The sequence below is a fragment of the Ferruginibacter lapsinanis genome, assembly GCF_020783315.1.
Lineage (GTDB): Bacteria > Bacteroidota > Bacteroidia > Chitinophagales > Chitinophagaceae > Ferruginibacter > Ferruginibacter lapsinanis.
The window spans coordinates 2,505,716-2,525,226 of the sequence record NZ_CP086063.1; the positions used below are offsets into that span (position 1 = coordinate 2,505,716).

Annotated in this window: 4 protein-coding genes; 2 read left to right on the forward strand and 2 right to left on the reverse strand. The window is 39.8% G+C overall.

Features of this window, described 5'->3' with window-relative positions; all coding sequences use genetic code 11:
• Positions 1-76: 76 nt before the first annotated feature.
• Together LK994_RS10665 and LK994_RS10670 are read left to right on the forward strand one after the other, a co-directional pair.
• On the forward strand, positions 77-8,968 hold the full coding sequence (locus LK994_RS10665; protein WP_229760064.1) for a sugar-binding protein: 8,892 nt from the start codon (positions 77-79) through the stop codon (positions 8,966-8,968).
• 131 nt (positions 8,969-9,099) lie between these two features.
• Complete coding sequence (locus LK994_RS10670; RefSeq protein WP_229760065.1) at positions 9,100-9,300, forward strand: hypothetical protein; 201 nt, start codon at positions 9,100-9,102, stop codon at positions 9,298-9,300.
• Positions 9,301-10,007: 707 nt separating this feature from the next.
• On the opposite strand, the gene LK994_RS10675 is transcribed toward LK994_RS10670, so the two are convergent.
• Positions 10,008-13,262 (reverse strand): carbohydrate-binding protein, encoded by a 3,255-nt coding sequence (locus LK994_RS10675; RefSeq protein WP_229760066.1) that lies wholly within the window; start codon positions 13,260-13,262, stop codon positions 10,008-10,010.
• A gap of 178 nt (positions 13,263-13,440) precedes the next feature.
• Positions 13,441-19,509 carry an Ig-like domain-containing protein gene (locus tag LK994_RS10680; RefSeq protein ID WP_229760067.1) on the reverse strand — a complete coding sequence of 2,023 codons (6,069 nt, stop codon included), beginning with the start codon at positions 19,507-19,509 and terminating at the stop codon, positions 13,441-13,443.
• Between the last annotated feature and the right edge of the window lie 2 nt (positions 19,510-19,511).

A 19,511-nucleotide genomic window follows, 5' to 3' on the forward strand; every position in this document is an offset into this window, starting at 1 on the left:
TTCAGATCTATGCCATGATCGATAACCATGAGTTATGAAATATTTAGATTTAACGAAACGATTTAACTGCTTAAGTATGAAAAAAAATCTACACTTCTTTGTGTCCCCACCACTTGCCGGTGAAGGGAAATCTTTTATAAACAACTTCTTTTCAAAGCCTTATTTAACGATTATGAAAATGTTTACTGTCAGCAAGAATGCCAAAATCTTTTCACGTACTAAAAAACTAGCAATTGTTTTACTAACAGGATTATTTTTTAATGCTACTGTTATGGCACAAACCATAGTAGAAACTTTTGAGAGTGCAGACTGGACGACAAATTCAGCCATAGCTTCAATAAATGGTCATGGTAGAACTGTGGCAGCTTATGCTACTTCCGCAATACAGACTATTAGCTCATGGAATGGTGCAGCATTGGTTAGTACTGGTACAGCAGGAGCTACTGCAAATAGTAGTTGGTCTTGGGGAATGGGACAAATTACCATTGCTAGCTCGCCAAGTAATCAACAAGTGCATTCCAATCTTCGTGGTATAATGTTAAAAGAAAATGGAGGCTACCTTATTACACCAGTAATTATCGGTGGTGTTAGTACAGTAAAGTTCTGGATGAGTAGTGTTGGTGGCGGGGCTAGCGTGTATGTAGGTTATAGGCCACTAACAGGAACTTTGCTTTCTGTTACTTCAGTGTCAGGTACAAATGCTAGGTTTCAGCGAACACAGACAAATCATGGTTATGTATTGTTTCCTACAACTGTAGTAGGTAATATTGGTGTCGCTGGTATTCCTGCAAATGGGGTATCAGGAGGATCATTTACGAGAAATAACGCTGTTGCTTCCCAATTTACTTTCAGCGTTAGTCTTACAGGATCTGCTTCAACCCAGCCAGGTCAGTTGATTTTTTTAGATGATTCAGAATCAAGCAATTTTTCAAACTCCGTAATTGACGATATTGTTATTACCGCTTATGTAACAGGTCCTCCCGTTATTACAGCCGATCAAACAGGTATTACACAAACAAGTGCAGGCAATATCGGACAAAATTCTGCGGATAATTTAATGTCTAATTTTAGAGTGAATGTCACTACTTCAGATGCAACATTAAATAGTTTGTCTTTTGCTGCTGGAGGAGATTTTGTGACAGGCGATATTACTAATTTTAAATTATATACAAATACTACAACAACTTTCCCAGGTGGTTCACCTCTTAGTACTTTTACAGCTACAGGAATTGCTGCAGGCGGTACAGTTACATTTTCCGGTTTAACACAAGCGTGTGCTATTGGAGCTAGATATTTCTTTATAACTGCCGATATTCCCTCTGGAGCTACATTAACTAAAACGGTTAATGTTCCGGCTACGCCGACTTTGACTTTTGCTGTTAGCACACCTACTAATACCATTACAGCAGGAGGCACAAAAACAATTGTTGCACCAATACCTCCAACAATAGTTTTAGATCATTCGACTATTACGCAAACGACAGCAGGCAATGTTGCAAGATCTTCTACTGATAATTTACTTTCGAATTTTAGAGTAAATGTTGCAACTTCAAACGCTACATTAAATAGTTTATCATTTGCTGCAGGCGGAACTTTTGTTGCTGGTGATATCACTAATTTTAAATTGTATACAGCTGCTACTAACACTTTCCCGGGAGGAGCTGCTTTAAGTACAGTTTCTGCTACAGGAATAGCTAATGGAGGCGCTGTAACGTTTTCTACACTCAACCAGGCTTGCGCTATTGGAGACAGATTTTTTTGGATAACTGCTGATATTGCATCTGGAGGAACTGTAGGAAATACGGTATTTGTTCCTGCGACTCCCACACTAACATTTGCATTAGGAACTCCGACTAATAACATTACAGTAGGCGGAACTAAAACAATTTCGTTGGGGCAAAATTATTATAACACAGCTACTAACGTTACAGGGTCAACGCTTGCCAGTTGGACAACAAATCCAACAGGTGGCGCCGGAACCGCACCTGCAAATTTTACTTCCGGAGATATCTTTAATATAAGAGCCGGAACAAATGTTAATTCAGGTACATGGTCAATATCTGGAACAGGGGCTAAAATTGTTATAGCTAATACAGCCACTCTTACACTTACAGGAGCTACTAGTTTAAGTGGCACGCTTGAAAATAATGGAACATTTACACATGGTAGTCAGTCGTTTACATTTGGTACAGGCGGAGTTATTGCAGGAACAAATGTATGTGCTTTTCACAGTCTGACAATTAATACGACTTCGCCAAGCGATGTAGTTAGTCTTACAACATCTGGAGCATCCATAAATAATGCTCAAACACTCACTCTTACACAAGGTATTTTTAAAATTGGAACAGGTAATATTTTTTATTTTAACGGAGGAGGTGCTACAATAACCAATACTGCAAATGGTAATCTGGCAACAACAGGCACTAATGGTTCAGACGGTGGTAAAGTTATATTCAGTAATACAAGTGGAAACTCGATGAACATAAACGGTACCGGCCAATTAACATTTTATGACCTGATAGTAGGAGGTTATGTAACTGGTACAGGTAATACTAGTGTTAATCAAAATAATACCAACGTATTGATCAATGATTCTTTACGGTATTGTGATAATAATGCTCAATGGAATACAAATTCTCCGAAATATAGCTCAAATGCTACATTATATATAAATAATAACGGGCAAGGATATACGCCTGGTGGTGCTGGTAGGTTGCAATGGGCTGCTACGTCAGGGTTTGTTATTGGTACTACCGTCGGTTATCCTAATAATGTTACCCTGGTAAATTGTGGTAATCCATCTACAATTTCACAAAGTTTGCCAATTAACGGAGTGTTTTCTATTGGAGAAAATGGTTTAGGAGGTAATGTTACAATATCAGGTGGTACAGCTAATGCTTTTAATTGTGGTGCTTTAATTGTGGGTACAGCATCTACTTTTAATGCACCTGCTGCGAATATGACTGTAAGGGGAAAAGTTGTTCATCGCAATGCAGGGGCTAATACTTTTGTACATAATTCAGGTACGGTTATTTTAAATGGTACAGGGACGTCGGTTACACCGGATTCTCTTAGTTTGGCATCAGGCAGTTTATATAATTTAACAATGAATGCGACAAATGCTTTCGTTAAATTGTATAGTCCTGTTACAGTAAGTAATAACCTTACATTGCCAACTTCAACATATTCAGCTAAATTAACAACAGACGCCACTAATATACTTACACTAACCAATACAGCTAATACTGCAATAGCAGGTGGCTATGCTTCCGCATATATTAATGGTCCGGCAATTTGGACATTAACTAATACATCTACGGGCACTTATACTATGCCGTTAGGTGTGAATGGTTCGGGCTATTATCCATTTGCTTTTGCTGCAGGTACAATTGCTTCAGGAACTCCTACTATTAACGCCCAGGCTTTTGCAAGTGCACCGGGGTCTGCAGATGGTTCAACACTTGCCAGTACAAGTTCTACCGAATATTGGAAACTGATTACTACAGGCAGTACTTTTGCAGCTAATTCTTTTTCTATAGGAAGATCAACACCTGCTTTGGGAACATCTAATGCAATAGGTAAAAGCACCTCTAACGCAGCTACATCTTACATTTCTATAGGTGGTGCCGTTAATACTTTAAGCGGTCAGCCAAGTATAAACACAAGTGCAAGTGGCTTAACGGGTGCAAGTACTATTTATCTTGCTACCGGTACAAAAACAGTGCCTGTAATAACTCTTGCTAATAATTCAGGCGGCCAGGTTGCTGCGGCAAACTTGGGCACTGGCAGCACTGATAATTTGATTGCTAATATGCAACTAACTGTGTCTACAGTAGATGCGACACTTCAATCTTTAACATTCACTACTACAGGTACTGCTGCAAGTAGTACCGATATCACTAATTTTAAATTATATTATAGTGCTACAAATGATTTTAGTACGAAAACATTGGTAACAGGAGCAACACTTACACATCCTGGTTTAGGAGCAGGCTCACATACCTTTACTGGACTTAACCAACTTGTTCCAATCGGTACACGTTATCTATGGATAACAGCAACGATTCCGGGAACAGCGACTAATAACGGTACTATTCAGGTAGCAGCAATTAATCCGGCAACTGCACTTGTTTTTGCTTCAGGTACACCATCAGGAAGTACAACACAGGCTGGTTTGCAAACAATTATTGTGCTTCCAACTGTAACGACAGTAGCAGCTTCATCTGTAACTACTACTACTGCTACATTGAATGGAACAGTAAATGCGAATAACGGTCCTTCTGCTACTAATACATTTGATTGGGGAGATAATACTCAAACTCCACCATCGTATGTAAATAATAATGCTGCACCAACAACTGGTGGTACGGCAACAGGAGGGGCGAACACAAATGTTACATTGGCTCTTACAGGACTAACGCCAAATACTTTATATAATTTCAGAGCAGAAAGCAATAATGGTAATCCGGGTAGTCCCATTGTTGGTAGCAATGCTACTTTTACAACTTTTCCGAATGCTCCTGTTATTGGTACTCCTTCCGCTGCAACAGCTAATGGCTTTACAGCAACCTGGTCTGCTCCAATCATACCAGGTACTGCAACTTATACTTACACAGTAGAAGTTGATAATGATAATGCATTTGGGTCAATTGATGCAACGCAAACAGCAGTAAGTGGTACTTCATATACTTTTAGTACAGGATTATTACCATTGACTACTTATTATTACAGAGTGAAAGTAGTAAATGCAGCAGGTAGCTCAGTTTATTCAGCTACGAGCACTTCAATCACTACAACATTTAATTCAGGATCGTCTTGTACAACGGGGGATGGTAATTCAGGGACTCCGGGACTTATAGTAGATGCGCCTGCTAATCCTGTGATTGATGGAGCGGTAGATGGTAGTGGAGTATGGACAAAAGCGGCAGCTAATACAATTGGAACGAATGTTATTGGTACTTCAAATAATACAGGTACCTGGAAAGCCATGTATACAGCTGATAGTTTATATGTATTGGTACAAGTAAATGATGCAACAACTTTATTTACAGGCGGTACAAATATTTATGATAATGATGGAGTTGAATTATTTATCGATGGGAATAATAGCAAAGGAGGAGTTTATGATGGTGCGAATGATTTTCAACTTAGGTTTAACCCTGGGTTCCCCAATAATATTTCCGGTTCCAGTAATGGTTCAGGTACTGGAGGTACAGCATTTAATAGTTTAACTGGTAGCGGAGCAAATGGTACTGTTAATTGGAAAGCAACATCAATAACAAATACTTCATACATTGTTGAAATTGCAATTCCATGGGCGGGTATAAATAGCGGAGGATCTGCTATTACAGCCGGAAAAACAATCGGATTTGATGTAGAATGGAATGACAGAGATGCAGGAACTACAAGACAAACGGCCAAAGGTTGGTTTACCAGTAATACAAATGCATACAATAATCCAGGTTTGTTTGGATATGCAAGCTTGTCTGTTTGTGCGCCACCTGTTTTAGCTACTGCGGTCGCTACAAATAGGACAGCTACCTCTGCCAGTTTAGGTTCAACTGTAACGTCTATAAATGGGGGAACTCTAACTGCCAATGGTGGAGGTACAGTTTACAGAACTACCAGTGGGGTTACTACAGAGAATATGCTTTCTACAGTTACTCCAACTCTTAATACTCCGTTTAGTCAAACACGTAGTGGGTTAAATCCTCAAACACAATACTTTTTTAAAGCGTTTGCTACTAGGACCAATTTCTCTACAAATGTGACTGGTACAAGCTCAGAAAGTTCTTTCAGAACATTATCTAATGAACCAACGACGCAGGTGGCCAATCTTTCAGCTACGACGGTGTCAACATCTCAAATAGATTTAAGTTGGGATGCGGCTACATTTGGAACTGGAACAAGTGCTGTAGGATATATCATACTCAGACAATCGGGTGTAACAGCGCCATCAACAACAGGTGTAGTAGATGGCGGAACTAATACTGGTTTTACTTCACCAGCAAATACAACTTATATAGGAACTACTACCGGTACAACATTTAGCAGTACAGGCTTAGTTTCGGGTACTCAATACAGTTATACTGTAATTGCTTATGGGTATGATGGCACGAATACAGACACTCGTAATTATTTATTAACAGGATCTACCAATACTGCAACCGCGGCTACTCAGGCAACCATCACTTCTTCTGCTGGAGCTAATGGAACAATATCTCCTAACGGAGCTACTGTTAAAAACTATGGTACCAGTCAGGTATACACGATAACACCTAATACAGGTTATCATGTAAATGACGTATTGGTAAACGGTGTTTCTGTTGGTGCGGTATCTTCTTATACTATCAGCAATGTAAGAGGTGATTCTTCTATTAGTGCAAGCTTTGCAATTAATACCTATACCATCACTTCTTCTGCCGGAACAGGAGGAAGTATATCTCCTGATGGCGCTACTGTTAAAAACTATGGTACCAGTCAGGCATACACGATAACACCTAATACAGGCTATCATATAGCTGATGTATTGGTAAACGGTAATTCTGTTGGTGCGGTATCTGCTTATACTATCAGCAATGTAAGAGGCGATTCTGCGATCAGTGCAAGTTTCGCAATTAACACCTATACTGTAACTTACGACGGTAATAATAATACCAGTGGAACAGCACCTGTTGATGCAGGTAGCCCTTACGATTATAATTCTACAGTGACGGTAAAAGCCAACACAGGCAATCTCAAAAGAACCGGATATACATTTGCTGGTTGGAATACGGCAGCTGATGGTAACGGTACTGATTATGCCGCAACCGGTAGTGCTACTTTCTCTTTAGGATTGGGCGATGTGGTATTATATGCTAAATGGTCTACATGTTCTGGTTATACATTTACAGGAGAGATCGATAACGACTATACTAAACCAGGTAACTGGCAGTGTGGTATTGTTCCTCCTGCAAGCGGAGCAGTAACGATCGCAAACGGTTCAGGTAAGGTTAGATTAACCTCTAACTTAGATGTTACGGGTTCTTTAGATTTCACCAATACGGTAGATACGTTCATCATAGCCCCAGGTGTAAGATTAACCGCCAGCGGTTCAGGAAGCATTAACTTCCACGACAATGCGGTGTTAATTAAATCAGACGCAACCGGAACAGGTTCTATCGGTCAGATAACGGGAACTTTATCAGGAACAGCAAATGTGACTGCAGAACGTTATATCCGTCAGAATACGTACAGAGGCTGGAGATTACTGGCAGTGCCGGTAACTACTGCAGGTCAAACGATCCGTCAGTCATGGCAGGAAGGAGCGACTACCTACACAGCCGATCCTAACCCGGGCTTTGGTACCCGTATCACAGCCAGCACTGCTAATGCAGTAGCGAACGGTTTTGATGCACAGACATTTGGTAACTCCTTGTTACAATATACAGGATCCAGCTGGAGTGGCTTTACAGGCAGCCTGTTAACCACCAAAGTATCAAGAGGTACAGCGGCGGATGCATGGATGTTATATGTAAGAGGCGACAGAGGCGTTGATACAGCAGGAGTGATCACGGCACCGACACAAACAGTGTTGAGAGTGAAAGGTCCGTTGTACACTGCCCCTTATCCGACAGTAACTATTCCTGCAGGCACCAATGGTCTTGTAGGTAATATCTTACCATCAGAAATAGACTTTACATTACTCAACAGAGGTGGCGGTGCAGACAATGCCTTCTACCTGTGGGATCCACAGTTATACGGTTCATATGGTTTGGGTGGTTATCAAACCTTCAGTGCCAATACACCAATACCTTGGAAACCTGTACCGGGCGGAGGCAGCTATGGCACTACCCCAAGTTCTAAGATACAATCAGGTTTGGGCTTCATGGTACATGCATCAGGTTCAGACGGAACGATCCAGCTGACCGAAGCTTGTAAAACAAGCGGCAGCAATGTAGGTGGCAGCGGCTTCAGACCGGTATCACCAACAGCAGCGATACCATATCTTGAAACCAACCTGTATGCAGCGGCACCTAATAACACGTTCAACTTAGCCGATGGTAATATCGTAGGCTTCGATGATTCTTATTCAAATGATATCGACAACAAAGACAATATTAAAGTACAAGGCTTTGGTGATGGTATCGGTATGGTAAGAGGCACCACGGTATTAAGTGCAGAACAACGCAAACTGATCGTAAGCGGAGATGTTATTCCTTACAGAATGACAAACCTTAAGAAACAGGCGTATAAATTAGAGTTCACGCCAAGTGGTTTGGATAATGGAGCTACAGCGGTGTTAGAAGATAAATACTTAAATACGACAACACCATTCAACCTGTCAGCTACTTCATCCGTAGTGTTCAACGCAGACCCTGCAGTGGCAGCATCGTTCACCGACAGGTTCCGTATCGTGTTCAGCACACCAACACCGGTAACTATTACCAACTTAAATGCACAGCAAAAAAATACTGCAATGCAGATAGATTGGAAAGTAGCGGTAGAAAGCGGTGTTAAAGAATACGCAGTAGAACACTCAACCGACGGCGTTAACTTTACACAGGTAGGAGTAGTAAGTGCTTCAGCCAACAATGGCGGATCAGCTACTTACAGCCTTACTGATGCCAACCCTGTTGCAGGAACTAACTACTACAGGATCAAGACAGTAGATCTGTCAGGAGTAGTTAAATACACAACAGTGGTAAGAGTGGTAATGGGGACAGTTAAATCATCGATCGAATTGTCTTCAACAGTTATCACGAACAACCAGGTTAGCCTGCAGTTGAACAACCAGGATAAAGGTCGCTATGGTATCCGTCTGATCAGCAGTGTTGGTCAGGAACTGATGACAACAAACTTTACGCATAATGGCGGAAATAGCACACAAGTTGTATCTTTGCCGACGGTTGTAAGTAAAGGGCTGTATCAATTAGAGATCACCAGACCAAATGGTGCTAAGCTGATCGAAAGAATAGTAGTGAACTAATAGGGCAACCAGAGAATACAATTAGTTGACTCAAACAAACAAATTAAGAAATAAAAAAAATATCAAAGATGAGTGCACATTTAAAGACATCGTTATCAAAGTTCACGAGCCGGTTATACCCGATGCTGGTGATGCTGATAGTGTTCATGATGCCTGTAGTATTATTTGCTCAGAACCCGGATGATAACCCCGGAGGTAATCCGGACTACCGTCCACCAGCAGTGCCATTGACTCAGTGGATGAGTATTGGCTTGCTTGCAGTAGGTGTCGGTCTGGGTGTATGGGTGATCAAACGCAGGAATGCGAAGAAGGCGATGATGGTCGATTTGTAAACTAACTATAAAGTATATACGAAGGGTAGTCCGAAGATGAAGTCTTGGGACTACCTTTTTTATGTTATATACTTAATGAAAAAGCCTGCTTGAAAACAACTGGCTTACTTAAATTATGCAGGCATGAAATAAATATGCATGTTAGCTGCTAATAAAAAGGCCTGGCGTAGAAACGCCAGGTCACTATTACTAGGCTTGCATGAAAAAATATAATCAGTTGATGAATTTGGTTTGTTAAAAAAGAAGCCCATTGTGGAAACAACAGGCTTCACTATTGCTTGTATTTCTATATGAAAAAAGATACACTGACAGTTTTTAATATGTCTGTAATTGCTTTGTTTATTTCGTAAGAGCTGTTTAAAATAAATCCATCAATTTTCCTGATGCTATGCCTTTGTCGTTCGATAAAAATTTAATCTGATAATAAAAGATTGAAAAAATTTGGCAATAGCTTTTATTGAAAATTAATTGAGATCATCACAATTAAAAAGTCTCTGATGGCAACCGATTTATTTATAACAAAATAACTAAACATGAAGAGGAGCCCCAATTTATATAAACTATATATAGAAAATTGCTACTAAAAAACAAAATAGCTTATACTTAAATAGATGATAATCAATTTGTTAAAAATGAATTAAATAATTTATCATATATGTAGCATTAAGGGATTAAATATTAAATAACACAATGAAAAGATCTTTTTTCTATTTAATTGTGAGCTTGTGTCCGCTTTTAATATTAAATATTGCTCCATCACTAACATAAAAACTTCTTACTGTTGTAGTAGAGTTTAAAATAACATTTCCGGAATTTATTATTACGTCTGTATTTTCATCAGGTACTGTATTACAACTCCAGTTACCTGCAGTTTCCCAGAGAGGTGTGCCGGCTGCTCCTGTCCATGTTTCAATAAATCTTAATAGGTAAGGAGTGCTATAGGTTATTCCAGAAGTATTATTATTGATCCTGCATCTATACAAATTGCCATACATTGAACTTGATGCGTTTTGCAATGTCAATGTATCTGTGTTTACGCCGGAATAAAGCAAATTATTAGTTAGGTCAGTAAAACCTGAACCGGTATTTATCTGCCATTGATATGTATCACCAGTTTTAAAATTACCCGCTATTAAAACGGTGTTAGAATTAGGGCAGGAGATCCAATTGATCAGATTAAAATTTACGAAGTTAATATTGGAATTTCCTTTTTCAAAAACAATACGCATGATTTGCTTGCCTGTTGTTAATAGAGGAGTGGTAACATTTGCTGTTTGATATACTTGCCAATTGCCAGTGCCGGACAATGTAAGTGAGCCGGAAATATTAATGCCGTTTAACTCAATATGAATTCTACTATCAGATGAAGGAGAGGCGTAACGTATTTGTAAATTATAAGTTCCCGGAACCAATACATTAACAGCATAATCCATCCATTCATTATCATTTGTATAACCTACATTGTATCCACCTTCTCCACAGCTTTCTATGTCAACTCCTTCGGTTATTCGGTACTGTCCGCCATCATTTGTACTGTTGTAGTCGTGGTAAGCGATCCCTTCTCCTCCGTAATTATAATCTTCAGCTTCTATCTTCCCGGGTATTGGCCATGGAGAATTTCCATAAGAGGCGGAGAGTGATATTGTATCGATTACATCTTCAATAATAATATCATCAAAGTATGCGGTGAAGTTACTGCCGGATACAGGGTTGTCATATGCAATTAATAGTCCCGTAATCGTATCATCGATCAATTCTCCTTTACCGATCTGGCAAGTAAATTTTTGCCAGCTTCCAATAGTTCCTCTCGGGAAAGCCGGGGTCAATGCGTTGCCATTATTGTCTTTATATGAGATCAAGCTATGCAATGTTTTGCCAGATTTAAATAATAGATCAACCGATGTGTATTGTCCCAAAGTATTTATGCTGTATTTCCAAAAGCTGAGCTGCATATTATTTTTTACCGGAATTTTTACATCCGCTATTTTATAAAAGTATTTAGATGAGACAATAGAATTTGAAGTGCCATTTATTTTTATACTATAGATACCACTTTTAGCGAATGCAGGTTCGTTTACAATAGCAACAGAGGGATTGGTAACGTTAGTACTTGTAAAAACAGCAGGGTTATAAAAACAAGGATCTATCTTTAAAGTTTTTGTTGCTGTGGCACCATTCATATTATACACAGTGGTTCGGCTCTCTGCACTGTTTCTGTAATATATAGGACCGAGTGAATAGGCGAGTGGGATTGTTGTCGTAACGGGAACGTCACCACGAAGCATTTTAGAAGCGGTAGCGGCCAGCCGTAAATAATAATTGGAAGAAGTCCATACACCATCTTTAGCAAAGGTCTCAAAATATTGATCGGTAGGAATATCGAAATAATCAACTGCTCCGTTTATGAGATTAGTGCTTTCTTCAAATTCATCCAGCATAGCATAATATACACTTGTAAGCCCGATTGATTTTGCATTTAATACTTGTTGCCAAAGTAAATTTCCACCAGCTCTGTCTGTTTGTGAAAAAGACCCGTTGGCGCTAAGCCAGTTTCCGCTTCCGGGGAAAACTACCGGTAGATAATCTTTGCCATTTTGATCACAGTATGATTTATCTGCGATCATTTTTTCGCTGAGATAATTATTGGCTCCGTTGATATCATTGTAGACCCCTACTGTCCATGGGGAAATTGCATCTAATGTATTATATACTTCTGTAAAATCAGGTAAAGCGCCTTCCGAATTTGTTCTCCAGCCACGAGGAACACCACCGATCACATAGCAGCCGCGGCTTTGCAGGAAATGTATCATGTCGATGCACTGTTGTTTAGTTGCACCGATATCATATCCTACACCCCATATCTCTACTACAGGTTTACCATTTACCGTAGCATAATTGGGAGAAGTAGTTAATGCTCTCATTTGCTCAATTTCATATACCCAGTCCATTCTTATTCGCTGTACAATGCTGGCATCTGTCCCATTTAAATCATAACAGATGTAAAATAATCTTCCCGTTGCTTCACATGCATTTTTAACATTGCTTAAATGTGATGTAGGAGTAATCGTAATTGTTTTGCCAATTGGGCCTACAAATCTTTGAATAGCCACTCCGTCTAACCCCGCTTTTTGAAGCCAGTTCATTTGCCTGTTAATGATCGTGGCATCGGCATCATTATACAATTTTGTAGCTTTCCCATTTCCAAGATTTGCAAAATTAGTTGTATACAAAACAGAGTCGGGATATTCCGAAATATCCGGGAAACTTGCGATGTTCTCATTTGTGAGGAAGCCGGCAGCAGGCAACACTCCATACGACCAATGTATCCAGTCTGTGTTAGTGGTGCCTGCTTTATGCCATATCTGATATCCGGCAAATGATTTATTTCTAAATGCAGAAATAGTGCTGTCTGGTTTTGATGGAATGCTTTGTGATGATGGATCCAGCACACCCTTGTATACAATGATTTGCTTTATATAATTATCTTCCGCATTAAAGCCGAGCCTGAAATCCCCTCCACTATTCATAACACCTTTTAATGCGGCATCGGTGATTGCAACAATGGTGGTCACCCATTGATTGGTCTTCGTTTTTGAAAAATCAGCTCCCTGATAATTATTTACAATACTGTTATAGTTGAACCAGATATTGTTATTGCTGTTTGCATAATAAGTTATAGCAATTAAAAGATTTGTTTGACTGGTAGGGATAAAACTACGATTGCAGGTGATATACATAAATTTTCCTGCGGGGATTTTTCTGCATGGAGTTCCATTGATATTTGCAGATACAGTGTATGCCTCAGCGTTAACATCGTTGTTTACGACTAAAGACATATTATTGGACTGGATAAGATTGGTGAATACTATTGACGCTGAATCAGAAGGTAGGGTTATGTTTTGTGCCTGAATATTGAATCCAAGTATGGTTAGGGTAAAAATAAGGCAAATATTTTTTTTCATTTTTGAATGCTGATTTGCACATGAGACAATTTATTGTAAACAGCACATAGCCCACGATCAGATCGCAGGCTATGTACAACAGTCCATCATCATGTAATTTATTCGATAGTTTTTTACAGATATTGGATATAATATTTTACGCTATGTCATTTGATAGAGCCTGTTGCTGTTTTTATTTTTATCTGATCACAGAAATTGAACCACTGATTGCCGGTTTGTTTTGCTGCAATTTAATAATGTAGTAGTAAGTACCTACCGGAACCGGATTCCCCTTGTACATGCCATCCCATGGGGTACTTGTATATCCTCCAGATAATGATTCAAAGATCATTTGTCCGTATCGATTAAATATGCTCACAGATGCAGCCGGATAATCTTCGAGGTTTTCTATGATCCAAGTGTCGTTTATTCCATCTTTATTAGGCGAAAAAGCATTTGGAATTCCAACACTTTTGAGCACTTTCACTTGAAGATCATCTGTTGCAACACAACCATCTGTTGATCTTACCGTCATCGTATAAATATTATCCGTTAATGCAGTTATGATTGGATTTGCAATGCTGGTGCTATTAAGATAAAGATTCGATGACCAAGAAATGGTAATGTTATCACCTGTTGCTTTACCGTTTATTTGAGTAGGTATTCCCTGGTCTACTCTTAATATCGGACCTCCGGCATAAGCCGAAACATTATTTACAAACACTTTTATTTGTACTTTTTCGCTTTCGCATGTGCCGTTAGAAGAAGTAACAAAATAGGTGGCGGTTCCTCCCTTATTAGTTGTTGGGGTAGGGGCAGTTGAATTACTGTTTCCTGCAAAATCGTACCAGGCCAGGTTTGTTCCGGTTGCAGTTAACGGAGTTGCTATATCATTTAAACAATATTTTACATCTGACGTGATTGGTGCTGGTGGAACCTGATTAATGGATGCAGTAACTTTGGTAGCAGTAGTGCTTGTACATCCTGCTGTATTAGTCTCAGTTGCATAATAAGAAGTTGTATTGCTGATGGAAGGAGTGGTGAAACTCGAACCAGTACCAACCTGCGTTGTTAATCCTGCATTGCTATACCATTTAATGGTGTTTGCTCCATTAGAAGGAGTAGCTCCAATAGTTACTACGCCTGCGCTACATCTGTCTGCATCTTTTCCTGTTGGTGCATTTGGTATTGAACTGATCGTTGCAGTTACTTTAGTAGAAGCGCTCACACAGGAAGCACTATTTGTTTCAGTTACAAAATAATCTGTAGTAGAAGTTAAAGATGGAGTAGAGAAACTTGTACCTGTTGCAACTTGTGTTGTTAAAGTAGCATCACTATACCATTTTAATATGTCAGACGGATTTCCGGAAAGTGTAGCATTTAATGTCACTGATCCCGAACCACATATTGGAGCACCCGATCCCGTAGGAGCGTTTGGTGCGGAATTGATCGTAACTGTAACGCTGCTTGATGAAGAGCAGCCTGCAACAGTTGCTTTTACACTATATACACCACTCATACCTATTGTTGTATTTGTGATCGTAGGTGTTGCTCCCGATGCAGTATATCCGTTAGGCCCTGTCCAGGTATATGTTGCCGTAGGGTCTGAACTTGTTGTAGATGACAGATTTAAAGCGAAGCCTACACAAGGCTGATTGCTGCTGGCAATCGGAGAGAAAACACTTGGGTCAGATAGGGAAGTGGTAGCTTGATTTGAAACACATCCTCCTGCTATCGTAACTGTGATGCCGGTATAGCTGCCTTGTTTCAAAGAGCCTACTACTATATTGCCTGCTCCATTTGAAGTTAACACCTGTGCTGCCTGAGGAATTCCATCTGCAATAAAATTAACTGTGTATGAAGTAGCAGGAGTAAGGCCGGTAATTGTAAAACTTCCGTTATTACCACCACATGAAGTAGGGTTTGTTGGTGTAATGCCACTGATTACTGGTAAAGCAGTAACAGTGATACTGCCGGTAGCAGTTCCATTACTACATGTACCCGTTGCCGTTACCGTATAATTAAATACACCATTTTGAGTCGGTGTTCCTGAAATGGAGATAACTCCTGCATTAAATGTACCGGTCACTCCTGTAGGTAAGCCCGAAACAGAAGCATTGTTACCTGTTCCTGTGATAGAATAAGTGATATCAGAAATAGCTTTGTTATTACAAACAGTTTGTGCGTTAGTTGCTGCAGCTGATGTTAATGTGACAACAGCGCCGGGAGTTATTGTAATATTAAAACTATCAGGGTAACTGCATTGGCCGTATGTGGTAATGGTTCTTATTTTGGCGGTTACTGGTGTTGAACCGCTGTTGGTTCCTGTAAAACTGAGGTTAAGAGTATTTCCTGTACCTGCCCCGGAAGCGCTTAAACCTATTGCTGTATTAGAATTTGTCCAGGTAATAGTGCCACCTGCAGAAGCTGTGTAGCTATAATTTACAGTAGCATTATTACATTCAGTAATATCTGGAGTAGGTGGATGTGCCGGTAAAGCAGGGCAGGATGTTGCTGTACATTTAAACGAAGCAGATTTAAAACATGTTGATGCATTGCCGGTTGGAGTAACAGTAATATTAACTTCGTCACCGGGATTTAATGAAGCAACGTTGAAAGTAGTTCCGGTTGTTGAAGGGTCATTGATTGCGGCTCCTCCATTGATGGTATGGCTGATAGTATATGATGTAGCGCCGGACATTGCTACCCAATTAAACGCTACTGAATTATTCGTTGACGTGCCACATGAAATATTAGGAGCACCAATATCATTTATAGTTATTGTGCTTGTAGCTGCTGTTGCTCCAGCACAACTATTACTGCTGTAGTTCACTGTAACAGTTTTACTACCGGCTGTTTTCCAGGTTATTGTTACAGTATTGCTTGTTGTTCCTACACCACCACTTGTAATAGTATAGTCAGTTCCTGATATTCCAGGTACAGTCCAGACATAATTAGATTGTCCTGATTGTGTGGTATATATAACACTATTATTTACACATATATCCGTCGGAGGATTGATGAATGTAGGTGTTGGTAATGCGTTTACTGTAACAGTATTTGTAGCTGCTGTTGCTCCAGCACAACTATTACTGCTGTAGTTCACTGTAACAGTTTTGCTGCCGGCTGTTTTCCAGGTTACCGTTACTGTATTACTGGTAGAGCCTGTGCCGCCATTTGTAATATCGTAATCAGTACCCGCAGTACCCGGGATACTCCATACATAATTTGATTGTCCACTTTGAGTGGTATATGTTGCACTACCGCCTACGCATACACTAGAAGAAGGGGCTGTGGTGAATGTTGGTGTAGGTAAAGCATTAACTGTAAAAGTATTACTTGCTGCGGTTGCACCAGGACAACCATTGCTGCTATAGTTCACAGTAACAGTTTTACTGCCTGCAGTTTTCCAGGTTATGGTTACTGTATTGCTTGTTGCTCCTACGCCACCGCTTGTAATGGTATAGTCAGTTCCAGATGTGCCCGGTATACTCCACACATAATTCGATTGCCCCGCTTGTGTTGTATAAGTCGCAGATCCTCCTGCACAAATGTCTGCTGCCGGAGCTGCGGTAAATGTTGGTGTTGGCAATGAATTTACCGTTAGGGTAAAAGTAGTTCCCGTGCTCGGGCAATTTCCAGTTTTTGTTACTGCTATTGTTCCTGTATAAGTAGCTGCTGCTGCATTTGCAGGTACATTAATAGATAGTGGGCTTGCTGTTAATGTTGTACTAGATACGTTAACAAAACCAGCTGAAAGTGCAGCGGCATCCCATGTAATAGTATAGTTTGTTGGTGTACCCGTTGCTGTATAAGTTAAGGTAGATGTTTGTGAGCTGTTTTTTAAACAAACGTCTGCAGCTTTTGTGGCAGGTGTGATGGTTACAGAAGGATTCAATGTTACTGTTAACATAGAATAAGTTTCGCAGCCACTTGCTTCTTTTACCACGAAATAATAATTGCCTTCATCTCCAGAGGCAAAAGTTTTACTGAATACTTTTTTTGCAACATCAGTACTATATGCATAACCAGTAAGAACTGTGGCAGCAGCAAATGAAGTTCCTTTTCTCCATTCCCACTGATCGCCGGTGCCTGAATTACCGTTTAATGTCATTGTATTGCCCGGGCAATAAGCTGTAGTGCCTGTTGCAGCAGGAATAGTGAAATTTCCTCCTTTAGTTAATTTAAAAGAAGTGGTGATCCCGTCATTACCACACTCAGCTGCTAATGGAGCATTACCGTTAGATGCTCTGGTATAATCAGATGATACTTTTGCTCTATAATAAGTTGTAGTTGTTGTGGGGGTTGCTGAATAAGTGCCCGTTGTTTCCGGAGTTCCGAGCAATGTCCATGGACCGGTAGGTGATGTGGATTTCATCCATTGATAGTAAACAGTTCCGGAAGAACTACCGGTAATGGCTAGTGGCAGATCATAATAAGTGTTGATCTTTAAGCTTACAGGATTATCATTACATACATCCAATTCAGAATTTTTAGTACCATCCTGATATAGATTAATAAATGGAGTACATTTTTTTACAACAATATCATCGATCATCAGATCATTACCGCTGGAGCCAGTGATCAGATTCACTAACTGTAATGTATAGGTAGGCGTGCCGGTTGTTGGTGTTACAAATGTTACTGTTGCCTGATACCATTTTGAATTTTCGGGAATTGTTCCGGTAGTTGTGGATGCAACTACGGTTGAACCATTCATTACATCAAATTCTATATTGGGTTTTGTTTCAGCCCCAGTAGCAAGAGAAGCATACCATGCGGAAAACTCATACCTGGTTCCGTTACAAAGGCCAGTCAAATTAAATTTATAAAATGCTTGCCCAACACCACCGATCGCATTGATAAATAAACTACCGCTACCAGCAACACCAGTATGGTCTTTTACTTCAGGACGATTTTGCCAAAAATTACCGGCATAAGAACTTTGTACCACAGCATATTGTCCGTCATTTAAACTATTACAACCAGTACCAGCATAACTATAGGTTCCATCAATAAAATTAGTAACGTTTTTTCCGGGTATATCTGCATACCCTCCATGTCTTGAGCCATCTGGTGTGCCTCCTGTAGGGCAGGTATAAGCAAGTCCATCAAAGCTTTGCCTTATTACTTCATCGCTCGTTCCACCAACACTGCTGCAACAGAGTTTAGAAGTTAATGTTACACTTTGATTTGACCATTCTCCAACTGCTTTGTATACAACATTCGTTCCTATTCCAATAGCAGAAACAATATTCAACGTATCTGAATTTCTGCCTGGTAAAACATTGCCATCTTTATACCAAGTATAAGAAGAGCCTGCAGAGCCTAGTCCCTGAGCAGTTAAAGTAATGTCTGTTCCTTCACAAACACTGTTAGTCCCCCCCGATACATTAATTGCTTCCTGCTGGCATCCGTATATTTTGATATAGTCTATCCCCAGTACAATTGGATTTGTATTGGAGCCATCTTTTTTTAAGAAAGTAAATGTAAAACCGGTGGTAGCACTTCCTAATGTCATTTGACCTTTCATTACCGCTGTAGCTCCTGCAGGCGTTACCCACATCCAATTCGATACCTGGTTACTCCAGCCATCCCAATTACCACTGGCACTATTGCTTCCGTTTGTTCCTGTCCATGTCATAGCATTTTGACCATCGTGTGCATTGTTACCATTTCCTTCCCATAAAATATTTAGTTCACTATTCCAGTTACACCATGAATAACAATTATTACCTGGGCCTCTTGGGTTAAGTGCTATCACATTATGAAATTTTATTTCTACATAATAGGTTTGTAATGGTTGCAGGTTTGCTATTGAAAATTGTCCGTATTGATCATTTTGCCCTTGCTTTGGATTAATGACGATCATACCATCTGTTGGAATATCAGCATATTGAGGACTGAGGTCTTTAGGGTTTTTTACAATTGCATATTGGCGGGTATTGTTCAGGTTATTATTTGCATTTTGCCAATCTACATTTTGATTAGAAAAATTTCCCGATGGTAAATAAGCATAAGAAGTTTGATCTATAATAAAACCTCCGGCGTTTGTTTGGCTCATATCCCAACGTGGGGGTTCTACGCCTCCACCAGTATATGTAAAGCCAGTGTTTGCTATTAATCTGGCAGAACAAGGCGTTTGTGCATCAAGCTTTGAACTAAGACTCACGAGTGTGATACAAGTCAACACTAAAAAGTAATGACGATATTTCATAGAAAGTTGAAATAAACTTTTGTATAAAAAAAGGGGAGAGGTATTCTTCATAT

Coding starts and splice junctions, on each gene's coding strand:
- LK994_RS10680 (WP_229760067.1), bottom strand. CDS start 19,509: ATGAAGAATACCTCTCCCCTTTTTTTATACAAAAGTTTATTTCAACTT.
- LK994_RS10675 (WP_229760066.1), bottom strand. CDS start 13,262: ATGAAAAAAAATATTTGCCTTATTTTTACCCTAACCATACTTGGATTC.
- LK994_RS10665 (WP_229760064.1), top strand. CDS start 77: ATGAAAAAAAATCTACACTTCTTTGTGTCCCCACCACTTGCCGGTGAA.
- LK994_RS10670 (WP_229760065.1), top strand. CDS start 9,100: ATGCTGATAGTGTTCATGATGCCTGTAGTATTATTTGCTCAGAACCCG.